13 protein-coding genes are annotated in these 17,545 nt (G+C 52.9%); 7 read left to right on the forward strand and 6 right to left on the reverse strand.

The window, feature by feature from the left end; all coding sequences use genetic code 11:
- Nucleotides 1-23: 23 nt before the first annotated feature.
- The 3 genes from ACR3ZL_RS21165 to ACR3ZL_RS21175 all read left to right on the forward strand — a co-directional run bounded on the left by ACR3ZL_RS21165 (nucleotide 24) and on the right by ACR3ZL_RS21175 (nucleotide 4,668).
- On the forward strand, nucleotides 24-1,919 hold the full coding sequence (locus tag ACR3ZL_RS21165; RefSeq protein ID WP_473651106.1) for a Xaa-Pro dipeptidyl-peptidase: 1,896 nt from the start codon (nucleotides 24-26) through the stop codon (nucleotides 1,917-1,919).
- Between the two features lie 603 nt (nucleotides 1,920-2,522).
- A complete protein-coding gene (locus ACR3ZL_RS21170; protein WP_486172942.1) occupies nucleotides 2,523-3,284 on the forward strand; it encodes an AraC family transcriptional regulator in 762 nt (253 codons plus the stop codon).
- A gap of 298 nt (nucleotides 3,285-3,582) precedes the next feature.
- Complete coding sequence (locus ACR3ZL_RS21175; RefSeq protein ID WP_473651104.1) at nucleotides 3,583-4,668, forward strand: NHL repeat-containing protein; 1,086 nt, start codon at nucleotides 3,583-3,585, stop codon at nucleotides 4,666-4,668.
- Between the two features lie 62 nt (nucleotides 4,669-4,730).
- On the opposite strand, the gene ACR3ZL_RS21180 is transcribed toward ACR3ZL_RS21175, so the two are convergent.
- Nucleotides 4,731-5,753, reverse strand: coding sequence for an acyl-CoA desaturase (locus tag ACR3ZL_RS21180; RefSeq protein ID WP_473651103.1), 1,023 nt, complete (start codon nucleotides 5,751-5,753; stop codon nucleotides 4,731-4,733).
- A 331-nt stretch (nucleotides 5,754-6,084) separates the two neighbouring features.
- Nucleotides 6,085-6,426, reverse strand: a complete 342-nt coding sequence (locus tag ACR3ZL_RS21185; RefSeq protein WP_473651102.1) for a hypothetical protein — start codon at nucleotides 6,424-6,426, stop codon at nucleotides 6,085-6,087.
- A 274-nt stretch (nucleotides 6,427-6,700) separates the two neighbouring features.
- On the opposite strand from ACR3ZL_RS21185, the gene ACR3ZL_RS21190 reads away from it, so the two are divergent.
- Entirely contained in the window at nucleotides 6,701-7,873 is a 1,173-nt protein-coding gene (locus ACR3ZL_RS21190; protein WP_473651101.1) for a zinc-dependent alcohol dehydrogenase, read from the forward strand.
- A 220-nt stretch (nucleotides 7,874-8,093) separates the two neighbouring features.
- Here ACR3ZL_RS21190 and ACR3ZL_RS21195 read toward each other — a convergent pair whose 3' ends face one another.
- Both ACR3ZL_RS21195 and ACR3ZL_RS21200 read right to left on the reverse strand, forming a co-directional pair.
- Nucleotides 8,094-8,921 (reverse strand): CvfB family protein, encoded by an 828-nt coding sequence (locus ACR3ZL_RS21195; RefSeq protein ID WP_473651100.1) that lies wholly within the window; start codon nucleotides 8,919-8,921, stop codon nucleotides 8,094-8,096.
- Between the two features lie 220 nt (nucleotides 8,922-9,141).
- Nucleotides 9,142-9,510, reverse strand: coding sequence for a DUF2513 domain-containing protein (locus tag ACR3ZL_RS21200; RefSeq protein ID WP_473651099.1), 369 nt, complete (start codon nucleotides 9,508-9,510; stop codon nucleotides 9,142-9,144).
- Nucleotides 9,511-10,004: 494 nt separating this feature from the next.
- On the opposite strand from ACR3ZL_RS21200, the gene ACR3ZL_RS21205 reads away from it, so the two are divergent.
- The 3 genes from ACR3ZL_RS21205 (at nucleotide 10,005) to ACR3ZL_RS21215 (ending at nucleotide 14,935) form a co-directional block, all read left to right on the forward strand.
- Nucleotides 10,005-12,803: a secretin N-terminal domain-containing protein gene (locus ACR3ZL_RS21205; RefSeq protein ID WP_486172943.1), complete on the forward strand. Its 2,799-nt coding sequence runs from the start codon at nucleotides 10,005-10,007 to the stop codon at nucleotides 12,801-12,803.
- A 3-nt stretch (nucleotides 12,804-12,806) separates the two neighbouring features.
- Nucleotides 12,807-14,381, forward strand: a complete 1,575-nt coding sequence (locus tag ACR3ZL_RS21210; RefSeq protein WP_473651094.1) for a proprotein convertase P-domain-containing protein — start codon at nucleotides 12,807-12,809, stop codon at nucleotides 14,379-14,381.
- A 251-nt stretch (nucleotides 14,382-14,632) separates the two neighbouring features.
- Nucleotides 14,633-14,935, forward strand: coding sequence for a zinc ribbon domain-containing protein (locus ACR3ZL_RS21215; RefSeq protein WP_473651093.1), 303 nt, complete (start codon nucleotides 14,633-14,635; stop codon nucleotides 14,933-14,935).
- A gap of 57 nt (nucleotides 14,936-14,992) precedes the next feature.
- Here ACR3ZL_RS21215 and ACR3ZL_RS21220 read toward each other — a convergent pair whose 3' ends face one another.
- Nucleotides 14,993-16,210 carry a purple acid phosphatase family protein gene (locus tag ACR3ZL_RS21220; protein ID WP_473651092.1) on the reverse strand — a complete coding sequence of 406 codons (1,218 nt, stop codon included), beginning with the start codon at nucleotides 16,208-16,210 and terminating at the stop codon, nucleotides 14,993-14,995.
- 99 nt (nucleotides 16,211-16,309) lie between these two features.
- Complete coding sequence (locus tag ACR3ZL_RS21225) at nucleotides 16,310-17,308, reverse strand: hypothetical protein (RefSeq protein WP_473651091.1); 999 nt, start codon at nucleotides 17,306-17,308, stop codon at nucleotides 16,310-16,312.
- Between the last annotated feature and the right edge of the window lie 237 nt (nucleotides 17,309-17,545).

Below are 17,545 nucleotides of genomic sequence, written 5' to 3' on the forward strand. Positions count from 1 at the left end.
CAACCATCTAGGAACTTCCTCGCATGACCTTGACCTACACCACACTGCATCGCGGTCCTTTCCGGCAACTGGCGTTTGTCATCGTGTTCCTTCTTTCGAACATAGCCGAACCAACGTTAGCCGCCGAAGACACTTCCGACTCCGCAGTGCCCACTTTCAAGGATGGGGAGTCTCAAGTCGTGAAGGCGTTCGAGGATCCGGATTACTGGATCCGAGAGGACCTCTGGGTCGAAACCGAATTCAATAGCGATGGTGACGGCAAATTGGATCGCATGCATGTCAGTGTCACACGTCCACGACAAACTCAAACCGAAGGCTTGAAGCTTCCTGCGGTTTACATTAGCAGTCCTTATTTTGCTGGCACAGGCCCGAAAGGCGATGAGTACTTCTGGGACGTACGCCAAGAATTGGAATCGGAGCCGAATCAACGCAAGCCGATGCCGCCAGTGGAACGCACAGGAAGCCGGCCGATCATTTCCAAACGTCACACCAAGGATTGGGTACCGCGCGGATTCGCGGTCGTCCATTCGTCTTCTCCCGGCACGGGCTTGTCTCAAGGTTGCCCCACAATTGGAGGCGACAACGAATCACTGGCTCCCAAAGCGGTGGTTGATTGGCTATGCGGCAGAGCCAAGGGTTTCACGTCCGTCGATGGCACTGAACAAGTCTTTGCGGACTGGTGCACGGGCAAGGTTGGCATGACCGGAACCTCATTCAACGGCACGCTATCGCTCGCAGCGGCATCGACCGGCGTTGAGGGACTTGAGGTGATCATTCCGGTCGCCCCAAACACATCGTACTACCACTACTACCGGTCCAACGGACTCATCCGACATCCTTACGGCTACTTAGGCGAGGACATCGATTACCTGTACGACTATGTCCACAGCGGCCCAGAAGAACAACGTGAATATTGCGACTGCAACGTTCGCGACGAAGAAATGCTGAAGCAGTTCGATCGCGTCAGCGGCGACTACAATCCGTTTTGGGCCGGACGCGATTACCTGAACGACATCAAACCAGTGAAGGCTGCCGTGCTGATGTCGCATGCCTTCAATGACTGGAACGTAGTCCCCGAACATAGCGTGCGAATCTACGAAGCGTTGAAAGCCAATGGCGTCACGACACAAGTGTTCTTTCATCAAGGAGGCCATGGCGGCCCTCCGCCGATCAAGCAAATGAACCGTTGGTTCACGCGTTTCCTTCACGATGTTCAAAATGGAGTTGAAGACGACCCGCACGCTTGGATTGTACGCGAAGACGACAAGCAAGATGAACCAACCGCCTACGCGGACTACCCTCACCCAGAAGCGAAACAAGTCCAATTCCATCTTGTTGGCAATGCTCCTCAACAGGGAACACTTACCCTCGAAAAGCCAACTGCCCCTGCTAAGGAAACACTCGTCGATAACTTCTCGTTTGACGGTGCCGCATTAGCTCAGGCAGAATGGACGCAACATCGTCTGATGTATGTGTCTCCAACTTTGAACGAGCCTATTCATCTATCCGGCACACCTGAGATTTCTATCCGCCTCGCTTGCGATCGCCCTGCCGCTAATCTTTCCGTGTGGCTGGTTTCGCTTCCTTGGACCAAGGGTAAGGAAGCGAAGATCACCGACAACGTGATCACGCGTGGCTGGGCTGACCCACAAAACCACAAGTCACTAACGCAAGGCGAGCCTTTGGAGCCCGGTCGGTTTTATGATGTGTCATTCGATCTCCAGCCAGATGACCAAGTTATCGCGAAGGGGCAACAGATCGGATTAATGATCTTTTCGAGTGACCGCGACTTCACGCTTCATCCGTCGCCGGGGACTCAATTGACCGTTGATCTTTCGGCCACGACGATTTCAATTCCTGTTGTCGGAGGCGAGGCTGCGTTCGAAGCCGCCATTGCCGAACCGGCCAATGAAGAATGACACCAACTATTTGAATGAAAAACAGCCCCCCACACATGCACAGCGACCAAAGGAGCCTGCCACCACACCCTGCGTCTTGTTCGTTTGGCGTGTTCAGGAGCTTGGCCCTTAATTTCATGACAAGGGAACTTAAGCGTCACTTACTATGAAAATGCTCCGGTTACAACAACACACTACGGGTCTAAAGCCGAAGCAGTCATTGATAAGAGTGGGGTAGTCGAAGTCACAAAGGCTATTGCAGCAAAACCCATTCGAACTGGTTCAAATACCGAGTGGGGTGTAAAAATCACATAGTACCGTACCGCGACACATCACTGGACAAAGCTAAGATATTAGAGACACGATTTGCCCAAACCCCACATGAGGCGAGATATCACATAGCCTGTCCGGTCAGTGCTGTTATCGAAAGGAAGACAATTCCGACGGACTACCGAGCCTTGCAATCGATTGGGCCGCTTAGTGACACACAAGTATCACAGCGAACACTCGCCAATAGGTCGTACACGTAAGATTCTTGCTTCACTTGAGGCTTTAACTCAATCAACACTTGATCGTTGATGAACCACTATTCGCAGTTCGCATAAACAATCTAGAACGAATCGCATGACGAGCTCATCCAATCCCGCGTCCATCGGCACGGCGCAAAAGGTACGGTCAATCGACATCGATCTGCTCACCCAGCTTTTCGAACGGGCACCTGACGTTGCTTTTTTTGTCAAAGACGCCAATGGGCGTTATCTCGCGGTTAATAAATCGCTGGCCCATCGCCACGGGCTCAAACGCTGCGAGGATGCAATTGGAAAACGCCCAGCGGAAATCTGTGTTGGACGCTTCGGCTTGGTTCCCACCGACCAAGATTCCAAAGTCCTGCGAACAGGAAAACCACTGATCGACCACCTCGAGATGCAGTGGCACCTGCCTAACGAACCTGTCTGGTGTCTGACTACCAAACTTCCAATCGTGGACGAAGATGGGCAAGTGGTCGGGATCGTTGGCTTTTCTCGTGACGTCCGAGTCCCGGTGGAAAACCACGAGATCCCTGAGGAGTTCGCAATTACGCTGGATCAGTTTGAACAGAACCTATCGGAGTTCAGCTCGCCATCAGCGTTTGCTGAGAGATCAGAAATGTCGCTGCAACGACTGGCCCGCCTGACCAAGCGATTGTTCGGTTTGACACCAACTCAGTTTATCAGCAAGACGCGGATCGCGGTCGCCACTCGAATGTTGTGCGAAACGAAACTCTCAATCTCCGAAATCGCGTTGAACAGCGGCTTCTATGACCAGAGCGCCTTCACTCGAGCGTTTCGAATTGCGACGGGGGTGACCCCAACCGAATATCGCAAACAAGCTCAGCATTCGGAATGATAGTGCAGTACTGAACGATTGCCGATCTCGGCAATGCGCTTCACTGTCTCGCGCAAGCCCTTGTTAACCAACACCGTCTCTCATTGCGGTTTCTATTGCGTTAATTGTCGTACGAATATGCGGATATTTGACGACATTTTGTCCACCCCATGGGCTGAACAATCCTAAACCCCGACGGAAGCCATCGGGCCCGACCGCTGGAGTATATTGGCGAGCGAAACATCTAGAGACGCGGCAAGCCATCGCCTCGGCTTGGCATGTCGATCGAACCCACACCTTCGCAAGGCAACAAAAACAGATGAAGAACCTTTCAATTTTGCTTGTACTGGCAATAAATTTATTGCACGCCAGCACCGGATTTTCTGCGACCGTGACAACGTTTGCGGGCACGGGGCAAAAAGGGTTTTCCGGCGATGGGGGACAGGCGATCGAAGCTGAACTGAACAATGTTTTTGCAGTTGCCCGCGGGCCTGATGGCATGCTCTACCTTTGCGATGTCGACAACCATCGCGTTCGCCGAATAAGGCACGACGGCGTCATCGAGACTTACGCCGGCAACCAAAAACAGGGACATCACGGTGATGGTGGTCGTGCTGAACAGGCATCACTGAACATGCCGTACGAACTAGCCTGGGACCGAGCAGGAAATCTATTCATCGTCGAACTAGGCAACCATGACATACGCCGAGTAGATGCGAAGACACGCATCATCACAACCATTGCCGGCACAGGCGAACCTGGCTTTGGCGGCGATGGTGGCCCCGCGACTCAGGCAACCTTCAATCAACCGCACAGCATTGCCTTCGATTCATCCGGTGATCTCTACGTTTGTGATATTTTGAATCATCGAATACGCAAGATTGACATGCAGACCGGAATTATTTCAACCTGGAGCGGAACCGGTGAACGAACGACTGCTCCCGATGGCTCTGCTATCACTGGATCATCCCTCAACGGCCCTCGGGCACTCGCTTTCGGAGCAGACGGCAAATGTTACCTTGCCCTACGCGAAGGCAATGCATTGCTGCTACTCGATCCCGAAGCCGATACCCTTCACCGAGTCGCTGGAACAGGGAAGAAAGGGTTCACAGGAAATGGGGGACCGGCGTTGAAAGCGACGCTTTCGGGACCGAAATGCGTTAGCCTTGATGCCGACGGCAATGTGTATCTCGCTGATACGGAATCACATTCGGTTCGCTATCTCGATGTCCAAAATGGCACCATCGAAGTGCTTGTAGGAAACGGCCACAAAGGCGATGGCCCTGACGGCGAAGATCCACTTTCTTGCCGGCTAGCACGTCCGCATGGTGTGTTTGTGGACGCCGACGGATCGATCTACATCGGGGACAGCGAAAACCACCGCGTACGAGTGTGGCGAAAATAACTCACAAAATCGACAGCATGCCACTTTAACGCCGCTTGCTCGGAAGCAGGCGGGAAGCGGCACTATCCGCGATTGGCGTTCTGACGAAGATGCCTCGGTTTGATAATGTCCGTGGCCAATCCCAGCACGCCAAAAAGTCGTATTGCGTAGTAATTGAGATCGATTTCCCACCACCTGTGTTGCACCGAAGCACTCGCGGGGTCGGCGTGATGGTTGTTGTGCCAACCTTCGCCGGCAGTCAACAGCGTGACAAACCAATTGTTGCGGCTGTCATCGGTAGTGTCGTAATTGCGATAACCAAACACGTGCGTCAATGAGTTCACCGCCCAAGTGATGTGCCACACCCAAACCGTTCGCACGATCACGCCCCATACAAAGATGCTGGCTGCCATCCGATAGGCTTCGTACGTATTCCCGTAGATCGCAACACAGGCGAGATTGGCGATAATCGCGTAAATGCCGGCGTGTGCAAAATAGAATATCCCCGCGGCGATCGGTAGCTTTTCAAGCCAACGGTAATACGGGTCCGCCAAGATATCTCGAGCATATTTTTCGTACATCGAGTATGTGGCCAGCGGCGTCCGGGTCTCGTGAACCAGCCACTGCACATGAGCCCACAAGAAACTAATCCGTGGCGAATGCGGGTCTTCCTGGTGATCTGAATGCGAATGATGCATGCGGTGCCAAGCGACCCAGTGTGCAGGAGTTTCCTGAGCGGTACACATCGCCAAGGTCACCAACGACCGTTCGAACCATTTCGGCGACTTGAAACTTCGGTGTGATAACAAACGGTGGTAACCAATCGGGATCGCCATCTGACCGAATACAACGACACCCGCCAAGAATGCCACCACGCCCGCCCAGGAGAAAAAGTAGGGCAATAAAGCAAGCAACGCGAGTGAATGCAACGCAACAAAGAAAATCAAGTAGTCCTTGCGAATCGCTGACATCGTATGTCCATCGGGAGTCAGCTTAGGGCCATCCACTTCCGCGGGCAAATCGGAGTTGTCGAGCGAACTTGAGCGTTCACTACGCGTGTTCGATATGGCCGCATCTTTTTGACGAGGACGTGTCACAGTTGGCATCAAAGTTCTTTGTAGGCGTAACACTTGAATCAACGAACCTGCAAACATACACCTCGCCCCCCACTCCACGGCAGGGGTGAAATGCAAATCGAGCCAAACCAAGCAAGTTTCTCCCCAACTCAAAACTACCTAGACGGATCAAATAGGCCTTTTCCGCGCGGCGTACTCACCAGTGCAGTCGAAACGATCTCAGTCTGCTTCTAATTGCCATGCCTCCAAGAAACCAGATTGCCCTGATAAAGGGGTCACCCATGTAGACCCAACTCCTAAAGGCAACTGCGTGCGAAATCACGCACTCTTAAGTTCTCGTGTGCACCTGCGTGGTTACCGATTATCGTTCACCCTTCGAGCTGGCCTCTCCATTGGCTGAGTCGATCCACCACTCGGCGTACGGGGTGTTCTGAATCATGTGTCGATTGAAGTCGAGATCATCGTCCCACCACGTTTCTCCTCTTTCACCAAGAGCAACTTTAGCCGCATCCACTCGGCGACGGGCATCCGCCAGCGAGCTTGTGTTCTGTAGTTGTTTGCTTCGCCGGACGTCGCGACGCGCTTCCATCAACTGATTCACGAGCTCTTGTCGGACCTGCTCGCTCAGCGCGGGGTTGCTGCACCGCCACAACCTTTCTCGATGCACGAAGTAGCGACCATCGGGGGTTTTCGGATATTTCATGGTGGTTGGAGACTTTACGACGAATTTGCATAAGCGGCTTGGCAGCGACCAACCTGAACGATTTGCCTCCCGGTGACCGCGATGTGAATTTGCCTTGCCCCACTGTCCGAAATTCAGTCGCTGCAAACGTTTGAGCACGTAGCGTTCCCAATAGTCGATCCTATTGCCGCTACCAATACGTTTAACAGTCAATTGGCTCCCGTTTTGTCGCTGGCACAGGAAGTGCTTGTTCGACTCTCATCGAATCTTCAATCACACGTAAAAGGAATGAACGATGAAAGCGGTTTGTTGGCACGGGCGTCAGGACATGCGGGTAGACAACGTTGAGGATCCTAAAATTTTGGATCCCGGCGATGTCATCATCAAAATCACCTCGACGGCTATTTGTGGCAGCGACCTACATCTCTACAACGGATACATGCCGACGATGCAGGAAGGCGACGTGATCGGGCACGAGCCTATGGGTGTCGTCGTTGAAGTAGGCAACGCAGTCACCAAGTTGAGCAAAGGCGACCGAGTCGTCGTACCATTTACCCTGTCTTGTGGGCATTGTTTCTTCTGCGAACGAATGGAGTACTCACTATGCGACGAATCCAATCCTAATGCGGAACAGGCGGCGAAAGTGATGGGACAGTCGCCAGCGGGATTGCTCGGCTTCTCGCACATGCTTGGAGGGTTCGCAGGTGGCCAAGCGGAATACCTACGGGTTCCCTATGCAGACATCGGTCCGATCAAAATTCCCGACGGAATCCCTGATGATCAGGTGCTATTTCTTTCCGATATTTTCCCGACAGGTTATATGGCTGCGGAGAACTGCGGTATCGAACCGGGCGACACCGTTGCAGTTTGGGGCTGCGGACCGGTTGCCCAATTCGCAATTCAAAGTGCCTGGATGCTAGGCGCGGGACGGGTGATCGCCATCGATCGCGAACCGGAACGATTGGAGATGGCTCGCAACCACGGCAAAGCCGAGACCATTCACTTCGAGAAAGAAGATGTGTACGACCGTTTGATGGAGATGACGAAGGGCCGTGGCCCCGACCGATGTATCGATGCCGTCGGTGCGGAAGCTCATGCGGCGGGCGGAATTCGCGAAGTAATTGACGACGTGAAAGAGGCAGCTCATGTGCCGGCAAACCATCCCTACGTCCTTACCGAGGCAATCAAGTGCTGCCGCAAAGGCGGAACCATCTCAATTCCCGGCGTCTACACGAGTACGGTCGATGGTATACCGATGGGCCCCGCAATGAACAAAGGCCTAACGTTCAAAATGGGACAAACTCACGTCCAGCGATATTTAACGCCGTTGCTACAGAAGATCATTGAAGGCGACATCGATCCTTCGTTCGTGATAACCCATCGGGGCACGCTCGATCAAGCACCTGACCTATACAAAACCTTTGAGCAACGCAGCGACAGTTGCATCAAGGTCGTTCTGAATCCCTAAACACTTTCAAACTTTTAGGTTTCCCAGTTCAGCAATTGGTTTTGGTTACAGCCGATTGCTTTGAACGTTTCAGGTTCGGCCGGTGGCATGAGGCTTCGAAACTGGTGACACTTTTTTGCTCAGTCGTTCAACAACGACGAGCGAATTTTGCCTTGCCTAAAAACGGCAGTTTGCCTTAGAGATGGTCGTTTGTTTACACGGTTTCTCGCCGAAAGAGCGATCAGACCAATCGGATGCCATCCTTCTCGATTGTGATAATTCGCTGTTTGTACAACGATCCAATCGTCTTTTTAAACTGGCCTTTGCTCATACCAAGCAAATCGAAAATCTCGGCCGGCGGAGACTTGTCATGGATCGGTGCGAATCCATCATTATCTCGCAAGAAGTCTTGGATCACTTGACTGTGACTGTCGCGGATTTCCCAGCTACTTTTCAGACTCAAATCAATCTTCCCATCCTCACGAACTCGCTTCACATAGCCTTGGATGCTTTGGCCAAAGCTAAGACGTTGATCAACTTCGTCTTTGTAAAGCAAACCCCAATGACTGTGATTCACGATCGCTTTGAATCCTAAGTCCGTGCTGTTCGCAATGATCAAGTCAACCATCTGCTGCGGATGAAAATTGTGCTCGTCATCATCGAGTACGACCTTGTCAATCTTCGATGTCGCGGTAATCCGTCCTTGGTTATCGAGATACAAGAACACTAGATAGGAATCGCCCACATTCATAGGACGGTGTTGTTCTGCAAACGGGACCAAAATATCCTTATCCAATCCCCAATCCAAAAAGGCACCAACGGGGGTGTTATCCTTCACCCTCAAATACGCAAATTCGCCGACCTCCGCCTCAGGCGATTGTGTGGTAGCGACGGGGCGATCTTCAGAATCCAGATACAGAAAGACTTCGATAAGATCATCGATTTCCAAGTCATCTGGAGCATGCTTGCTAGGCAACAAGATCTCACCTAGATCTTCAGCGTCCAAATAGAACCCAAAATCGGTTTGTTTGAGCACCTGTAAATCGTAAGTTCTACCGATTTGAATCATGGCTTCAGTGCTTTGACTGATACTGGATCGAAGTGGTTAGTCGGGGTTTCAGAGAAAAAAGGAGGCAGCCTGGCCTCGCTAAGTTAGTTGTTCATCGACTCGCCCCAAAACAGGATAGCTAGCTTATCATTCAAAGTGGCTTCTGACGATCTGTTGAGTCGAACTCCGCCAGCGGGCAACATTCAGGAGTCGCCCAAGAGGATCTATGCGAGCAATCGTTTCAACGGCCAGAACCAGCGGCACACAATTCTTTGATCTTTGCCAATGCAATTTGCGACCACACTTCAAACGAAGCGGACTTCAGCTCTGCAGCATCCAAAGTCTGTTTGGCCCCCACCCAAATTCGATCATCAATGACGTTGTCGGCAAACTCCTGACCTGCCCAGCTCAGAGACAAATTTGCCTTGCCGTATCGATCCTTCCTCACTCCCGTATCGATACCGATCATCATCGCACTTTGAGTCAATAACTCGATGTGATAGACAAATACCCCATCGTCGACATTGCCGATCTGCCCCTGTATTTCACTAGCCGACGGGCGTGCCTCATGATTGCGAATCGCAAGCACAATAGCTCGAATCAAATCCATGTCGCGTATCATTATCGTCGCTCACTGAGGCTGTTTTCGGGACATCACGCGAGCAGCGAAGCACAAACGGCAATGAATCACAACGTCAATCGCCAAACAGGCTACCAGCCAAGCGAGCCAAAGAATCGCATCATTCGGTGCCTGGAATCACTTCCAGCCCGATGAGGCCTGCACCAACAAAGGCCGGCATCTAGTAGCCATCTGCTGATACTCAGAATGAAACGGCCTAAAAAGCTAGCAAAGAATTCCGCCTAAAGTCCTATTTTCAAGAGACAGGCCCTGAACGGAGGCGTGAAATACATTTGCCACGTAAGGTGTCTGTCGATTACCCTATAGTCTCCTGCCGTGGGAGTTTGACTACCCACACGACATCCCACCCTCCACGCACGAAAGTTCAGGCTTTCACGCGTTCCCACCGCCATTTTGCCGTTGCCGCCTTCACTGACCATTGTGAATTGCGGTGAAAATACGATGGCAAGACCTGAGTGAATCCCATGATCCGATTCGATTCCCCCAGTTTTCTTAGGTTATTCCGTGATTACGTGGCCTATTTGCTATGTGCCCCGACGATCTTCCTAGGTGCTTTGCCAGCGATCGCGCAGCCCCCAGAGTCCACGCTCGAGCAAACCAAAGTCGTCCCGGCCGATCCAATCCCAGGTCAACCGCAAGCCACTCCGCTACCAGCCTCTTCGGAATCAGAAACCTCTGCCATCGAAACGGATCCGGCAGGTCTGATGCGAAGCGAGAGCAAGCAACCCACAACGGAGCAAGCTGAGTCACCAGAAGCTGTTCCTTCGGAGCCTGCGACACCCGCAAAAACCTCTTCTGATCCGGCACAACTGCGACTGGATTCCGAACTCCGATTTTCCTTCAATGCGGCTCCATGGCGAGATGTCATCGAGTGGGTCGCCGATGAAGCGGGGCTTGCTCTGCAGTTTGGCGAATTGCCGACCGGTAGCTTCACATACAGCGACAACGGAACATTCACCCCGGAAGAGGCGATCAATCGAGTCAACCTGTTCTTGATCCCTGAAGGTTTCGCCATCGTGCGTTCTGGCAATCTATTGGCGGTCGTCAATCTGACCGATCCCCGAAGCCTTGCTCAACTCGACGCCATCGCCGAGATGGTCACCCCTGAAGATCTATCGACACGGAACGGCCAAGAAGTCGTGAAATGTTTGTTTCGATTGAATGAACTTGATGCGGAAGATGCGGTGAAGGAACTGTCATCACTGCAACTGATGACGCCCCCATCGGTACTAGGGGTGACCAACCAATTGATGATCACTGACACGGTGGCAAAGCTACAAAGCGTCCAGGCGATTCTCGATTCGTTTGAGCCTGCCGCCTTGAAGAACGGCACAATGGTTAAGAGCTTTCATCTTCAGCATGTCAATGCCGAAGATGTGTTGGAAGTGGCCCGGCCCCATCTGGGATTGGCAACCGGCGAAATGATTGGCATCGACGTAAGTTTGTCGTCTGACGTGTTGGGCAAACATCTGTTCGTTACGGGCGTCGAAGACAAAATCAAGGTTATCGAGGGATTGGTCAACGCAATCGACCAACCTGATCCGGATGCCATGGCGGTTCAAAGAGACTCGATCCTGAAATCGCACCTCGTCGCGGGTGGCAACGTGCGAATGGTCTATGACGTGTTGCAAACGCTGTTGGCGGGCAAACCCGTACGATTATCGATCGATGAGACGGCCGGCAGTATTGTGGCACTCGCTGATATACAAACGCAGCATGAGATCGAAATGACAGTCGAGCAATTGGAGGCATCCGACGCCGACTTTGAGGTGATCCAACTCAAAACGATCGATGCATACTACGCGATCAGCCTGCTCGAACAAATGCTCGACCTTCCGACATCAACGCTCGACGATGACGACGAGATCAGTCAAGACCTTCCCAAGATCGATGCCGACGCTGGGAACCGACGATTGTTCGTTCGTGCGAAAAAACCACAAATCGAACAGATCAAGAAAATCATTGCAGATCTCGAAGCGAGCGAATCAACCAGTACCGGCAAGGACATGCGAGTGCTGCCGATGCCGGGCGCGCAATCCGAACGCATCTTGCAAACGGCCATTCAGTTTTGGCAAGGCGATAATCCCATCTCTCGAATTTCTTCGGACGCTTGGAATTCCGCTCCGTCCGAACGGGTTCCTTCCCAAGACTCCCCAACTCAAAACACACCGCTGACTGAAGCGAATCCTTCACCCAACGAAAACTCACCATCCGATGTGAACCCACGCGATGACGACACCCCACATTCGGATCGTCCTTCTCGATCGCCACGCCATGACGGATCATTCACCGATGTCACGCGGCAAACCGCACTGGTCGGAAAGGTAGGTCCAACCTTCGTCAGCGAGGACGCACCGATTCGATGTCAGGTGACCCCGCGTGGTTTGTTGCTTCAGTCTCGGGATACGGAAGCACTTGATCAATTCGAAGAGTTGGTCCGCGTGATTGTGGGTCCAACCGACACCGCCACGTCCAAACCGATCGTGTTTTACATGCAATACACCAAAGCGGACGACGCGTTGCGAATGCTGGCCAAGCTACTCGATGGCGGCGAGTCCGCAAAAGAAGCCGACATGGGGACACTTGTGAACGGCTACATGTCGGCGCAATCATCGTTTCTATCGAGCAGCTACCTATCGACATCGGAGGGAACGTTGACGTTGACCAGCGACTCAATGACAGTCGTCGCGGACACTCGATTGAATCGCCTGATCGCTCAAGGGGCGACCGACGAGATCGAGAGGATGGAATACTATTTGAAGATCATCGACAAGCCGGAAGGCATTACCGATGTATTGACCAACGGAAGACCGCAGGTGGTTGAGCTAGTCAACATCCGCGCAACCGAAGCGGCTGAAGTGATCCGACAAGCGTTCGGCAACCGGGTTGTTTCCAACGAAAAGGAATCAGGAAGTGGACAAGCAGATCGGAAAGCGGCGCCAGATCCACGGACCAGTAAGGCGGATGCAGCTCAAAAACTGGCCGCGATGGCAAAGGCAGCGTCGCAACCCAAGGACCTCGCCCCCAAAATGACTGTCGCAGTGCACGAAGCGAGCAATTCGCTGGTAATCACCGCACCGGACAGTCTCCTCAAGGAGGTGCAGGATTTGGTCAGTTTGATCGATTCACGCGGTGTTCAATCAATCGAAGTGGTCGTGCCAAGCAATGTGTTGGTGGTCGAGGAAGCGTTGCAAGGACTGATGATTGAAACTTCGCGAAGCCGTCCCTCGGCGACCAAGCCTCGATCGAAAACAGGGCGGTAACGAATGAATGCCCTGCCTCTTCCTGTTTGCCACCTACATCATCCAAAGACATTAGCGATCGTGCTTCGCGTTGCTAACCAGATCTCCAGGCGAGTCGCCTTGGCTATTATCGCTGCCGCTCTACTCAGCTGCGTCGGGCAAAACGTATTTGCACAAGCCGGGCTGCGTGAATCGCTCGAACGCCTCGATACGAATGGCAACGGCGAGATTGACCCAAACGAGATCACACCGCTGTCACGTCCGTATCTTGAACGCATCGCTGAATCCCGACGATTATCGCTCACGCGTCCCAACCCGATCGACAAACTGCAAGAAGCCGCTCGGATCTATTTCGCGAAACAAAACGGTGTCACTCGCGAAGAAGTCAAACCGGAACGCGTTGGTCAATTGCGCCCCTTTGGTATGACTCGACATGAACCGATGATCCCTGAATTCGGGATTGGTGATGTGAAGTACCCATACACCGAAGCGGATGTCGAAGAAGCCGAACGCACGATCCGTCGATACGATCGCAATAAAGATGGAACGCTTGATCGCGAAGAGGCACGACGAGTGGATTGGACGCACCGTGATCCGTTCGCAAACGACTTAAACAAAGATGATCGTTTGAGCCGCTTGGAACTTGCGCAGCGTTACGCTCGCCGCCGCATGCTATCGAGCGATTCAAGCGAGTTGATCCAAAAAGCTCGACGGACTGGTAACGGAATTGAACCATCGAAGGTTAGCCCGCGACGAGACGACTCTCGCGATCGACGGCGACGTGGTGGGAGCACTTATTGGTTGTCATCCAGCGTGATGGGACGGTTCGATCAAAATCGAGACGGAAAGCTGGACCGTAACGAATCGACCAAACTCGGAATGCCAGTCGCTGAAATCGATCTGGATCGCAATGGCGAAATTTCGCGAGAAGAACTTCACCACCACTTGGAACAAGTTCAAGAGGAAGCGGGCGGACTTGGTGAAGGAATCCCGGGCTGGTTTTATGAACGCGATATCAATCGAGACAATCAAGTTTCGCTGGCTGAATTTGCTCCTGAACCGACTCCCGAAATGGTCGCCGAGTTTATCTCTTGGGACGCGAATGATGACGGTTTGATCACGAAGCCAGAACTGGCGGGATTACGAGCAGCAATCGGCGGAACCTTCCGAAGCGAAGAAGGAATACCGCTGCCTCCCGGACGGACCGTCATTTCCGAAATCGAAGTGGAAGAAGACTTCTTGGTCGCTGATCTGAATGTACAAATCTCGATCACTCATTCGTATGTTGGCTGCTTAGACGCTTACTTAACCGGTCCGGAAGGTGAACGCATCGAGCTATTTACTGAAGTTGGCGGATCGGACGACAACTTCGACGAGACCATTTTTGATGACCAAGCGAGCACACCGATCGTTAAAGGCCGACCTCCATTCGAAGGCAGCTTCCTTCCTGAAGGTTTGGTGAAAAGACAACCGGGTTTGTCCGCTTTCAACGGGAAATCGATCAAAGGAGTTTGGCAGTTGGTGATTCGAGGCACCCGCAGTGAACGCTTTGGCATGCTGCATAGTTGGAGCCTACAGGCTCGCCCGATCGAAGATTAAAGTCGATCATGTATTCGTCGGGCAATGATCAGTAGCAGCCTCCTCTGAAAACCGATACTTAGTACCTCCTGCTTGGTGAACGACACAACCGGGTCGTTAAAAATCGCAGGACGCATTTCAAAGCTGCACCGCATCCGCACAAGGAGAGGACGATCGGATGCATTTCCATCACAGGAGCAGGCGGATAGAATCTAAGATTCTGGCCGACTCTCGACTTCGCTATTGCCAGACGTTCGAAGCGTCTTGAGTGAATGCGGTTGCGACGCGGCTCACGCCCCTTAGACAAGAATCAATCGATGACCTGGGATGAGATCTCTTTTGACTTCGAGGAGGACGATCCTGACGAGTCGTCACTCGCCGACGTCGATGATGACGCCAGTTATGTTTGCGACAACTGCGGCGAGGACATTGTGATCCCAATCGACCTTGCCGCGGGTAGCGAACAGACCTACGTCGAAGATTGCCCGGTATGTTGTTGTCCGAGTGTGATCCATGTCGACGTAATCGATGATCGCATCGTCGTTCGTGCTGAACCCGAACAAGACCGGTACTAACATGAATCCGAGATCGCCAACTGGCGATCTCGGACTCGAATACAAACGATCACGAACCTACCGGCGTACCGTCCGCGTGAATTCGTCGCGAATCTTGCCGTCTTCTAAAACGCAGGTTCCGTGGATGGTTTCCTTGGTAAACTTCAAGACGAAAACATGGTGCCCCTTGTCGGCCATACCGGGCGAGTTCAGGAACCATCGATCTGGCTTAGGAGTTCGCTGCGGAACCCCCAAACCTCCTTCGCCGATATAGACAACACCAGTTTCATCATGCTTACCGTCACGGATCGGAACGGTACGTTTGATGTTGTGCCCATCAGCCTCGCAAACTAAGTCAACGTTGTATTTTTCGAAAAGCGGAACCCAACTTTTCAAACCAGGCCCTGGTGTCTTCACGGCCGGATAGACGGGACGATGGTACTGCGTCAGCAACCAGCGATGACTCGCTCGCGATTCCTTCAACTCCGACTTCAACCACTTCGCCTGATCGCCCGCTGTGCTGGTTTCCGAATTTAACGTCGTGAAGCGAACCTGAGGGCTGATGCTAATACCGTAGTAATTCAGGTCGCCTTCGGGGAAACCGAAGACTTCGTTGAAGGGCTTGCCTTTGTCATGGTTCCCGCGAGCGGGGATGATCGGAAGCAATCGCCCATCCGGACCGGTGGTCAGTTCGTGGTCGGACAACCACGCGGACCAAAGATCCATCTTGGTACCTGTAACGACGTAATCGCCACCGTGGGCGAAGGCCAATATATCGTCAGACAAATCATCGTTGTCAAAGGACGAAGTAACCAGATCAGCGATCATTTTGTTGACCCGGCGGCGGACTTTATGGTCCGAACGCGAATCGCCGCCATGCAAGATACTAAAGTCGCGATCGGTCGAGGGAGCTGTTACGAAATAGAATACGGGTGACTCGTCTGCGTCGCTGATCATTTGGACTTCATACGCGGTTCCCGGTTGCAAACCAGTCAATTTCGCATGGTGATAGTACAACTCAGTCTTACCTCCGGTGTAGCGTCCAGAATCAGCCAACTGTGCGGACGCGACGCCATCGCCTTCTTTGACACGAAAGCGAACGGTGTGCGACTTGCCTGCCGCTGCGGTGCTCCAGGAGATCGTCGCGGTGGTAGCAGGATCATCGGTCCAGACCACCCTCCACTGCGCAGGTTGTGTGCCTTTCAGTGGAGCGGCGGCCTCCGTTGCAACGTTTGCTAAAAACGATGCAGAGAAAATGGCGAGAGCCAACACCGGTTTCATATTAAGTCGTGTCATCGCTAAGCGAGTCCAGTGGGATTGCAGGTAGGATTGGGTGGGTTGCTGCGAGGTGCAGAGACCCGGGAGGGAAAGTTGGGATCGAGTCGACGTTAGGTTCTAAACGGTGGGTGTGGGATCGGTAGGCTTTCGGATCGTCACCCAGTAAATCAAGATTGCCAGCGGAACACCGCCGTTGGCAACTCGGATCAGTGTCTCTGGCCAAGCATCGAAACCGAACGCAGTCATTCTACTCGCTGCCGTCACGAAGCCCCACACGACCATATAAAATGCGGCTAGTCGTGAACGAAGCAGTAACAAAGCCAACGCGACGATGATGTCAACAACACCGATCACGACCAGCAAGCGTTCAGCCGTTGCTTGCGCAAAACCTATATCGGTCCACTGCATGTCTGACAAGAGAATCAGATCGATAAACGGCGCGTAACACTCGTACGCTTTGTAACCATGTGCTGCAAATGTGGAAGCCGCCGCCACCACTAAAACATGGATCGCAATTGGCATCCCACAAGCTTGCTTGAACGTTGTCACATCATCGTTACGGCTCGCGGCAACACTGCCGAGTTTTGCCTGGGAACGTGAATCGTCGTCGCAACTGTTGTCATTGCGAACGCGATCACCAGCACTACTGAATAACGTCAACGCTATTGGAGCGGCGTAACGCACAGCGTGTTCGGCCAGCGATAACTCGGCGAACACCGCCGCTCGCATCATGTGGGCCGCTGCATTCAAGAACATCCAAACTGCGACCCACCATGTGGCCGCTCGGTCAAGCCGGCGAAAGATTGGGTACCGGGCCGATTCTTTGGACTGATTTGCCAATCGCCATCCAGTTAGGCACAGCAGCCCACCGGCGACCAACGTCATCAACGCGCCCGCATTGTCGATCGACTGAGCAAGCGATTCAGACCATTGGCAATCAAAATACAGCCAACCATAGATATCACTTTCCGTCTCCATTTCCGAAAAGAGATAGCGTCCACCCAGACCGAAGCACTGGATCACGACGACGATCCGCAACACAAACGCATACAGACCTCGCGGCAACCGCGGAGACGCCGGGATTTCGTTTGATGCGGGTTGTGTCGGTGTGTTCATGGGAGCGGCATGATACTCAAGAAAAAGCTGCCTGGGCATCGGGCCGACGAAATGTCTGATCTCGATTGTTAAGTTGCTGTAAAGATCGGCAAAACTCTTCGCCCAATCGCAAAGGCAAGGCCGGGCGTTCTCGGTACAACGCTTTGCAATCGCTCGAAGTCAAAAAGTGACTCAGTGCCAACCTCGCCAAACAAACCGAGTTGCTGGCAAGAAGGGGATTAGCCGCCCCCTCGGTTT

The organism is Rhodopirellula sp. J20-39 (assembly GCF_057365095.1).

Bases quoted from the DNA above. Each gene is read 5' to 3' on its own strand.
- ACR3ZL_RS21165 (WP_473651106.1), top strand. From the start codon at position 24: ATGACCTTGACCTACACCACACTGCATCGCGGTCCTTTCCGGCAACTG.
- ACR3ZL_RS21170 (WP_486172942.1), top strand. From the start codon at position 2,523: ATGACGAGCTCATCCAATCCCGCGTCCATCGGCACGGCGCAAAAGGTA.
- ACR3ZL_RS21175 (WP_473651104.1), top strand. From the start codon at position 3,583: ATGAAGAACCTTTCAATTTTGCTTGTACTGGCAATAAATTTATTGCAC.
- ACR3ZL_RS21180 (WP_473651103.1), bottom strand. From the start codon at position 5,753: ATGCCAACTGTGACACGTCCTCGTCAAAAAGATGCGGCCATATCGAAC.
- ACR3ZL_RS21185 (WP_473651102.1), bottom strand. From the start codon at position 6,426: ATGAAATATCCGAAAACCCCCGATGGTCGCTACTTCGTGCATCGAGAA.
- ACR3ZL_RS21190 (WP_473651101.1), top strand. From the start codon at position 6,701: ATGAAAGCGGTTTGTTGGCACGGGCGTCAGGACATGCGGGTAGACAAC.
- ACR3ZL_RS21195 (WP_473651100.1), bottom strand. From the start codon at position 8,921: ATGATTCAAATCGGTAGAACTTACGATTTACAGGTGCTCAAACAAACC.
- ACR3ZL_RS21200 (WP_473651099.1), bottom strand. From the start codon at position 9,510: ATGGATTTGATTCGAGCTATTGTGCTTGCGATTCGCAATCATGAGGCA.
- ACR3ZL_RS21205 (WP_486172943.1), top strand. From the start codon at position 10,005: ATGATCCGATTCGATTCCCCCAGTTTTCTTAGGTTATTCCGTGATTAC.
- ACR3ZL_RS21210 (WP_473651094.1), top strand. From the start codon at position 12,807: ATGAATGCCCTGCCTCTTCCTGTTTGCCACCTACATCATCCAAAGACA.
- ACR3ZL_RS21215 (WP_473651093.1), top strand. From the start codon at position 14,633: ATGCGGTTGCGACGCGGCTCACGCCCCTTAGACAAGAATCAATCGATG.
- ACR3ZL_RS21220 (WP_473651092.1), bottom strand. From the start codon at position 16,210: ATGACACGACTTAATATGAAACCGGTGTTGGCTCTCGCCATTTTCTCT.
- ACR3ZL_RS21225 (WP_473651091.1), bottom strand. From the start codon at position 17,308: ATGAACACACCGACACAACCCGCATCAAACGAAATCCCGGCGTCTCCG.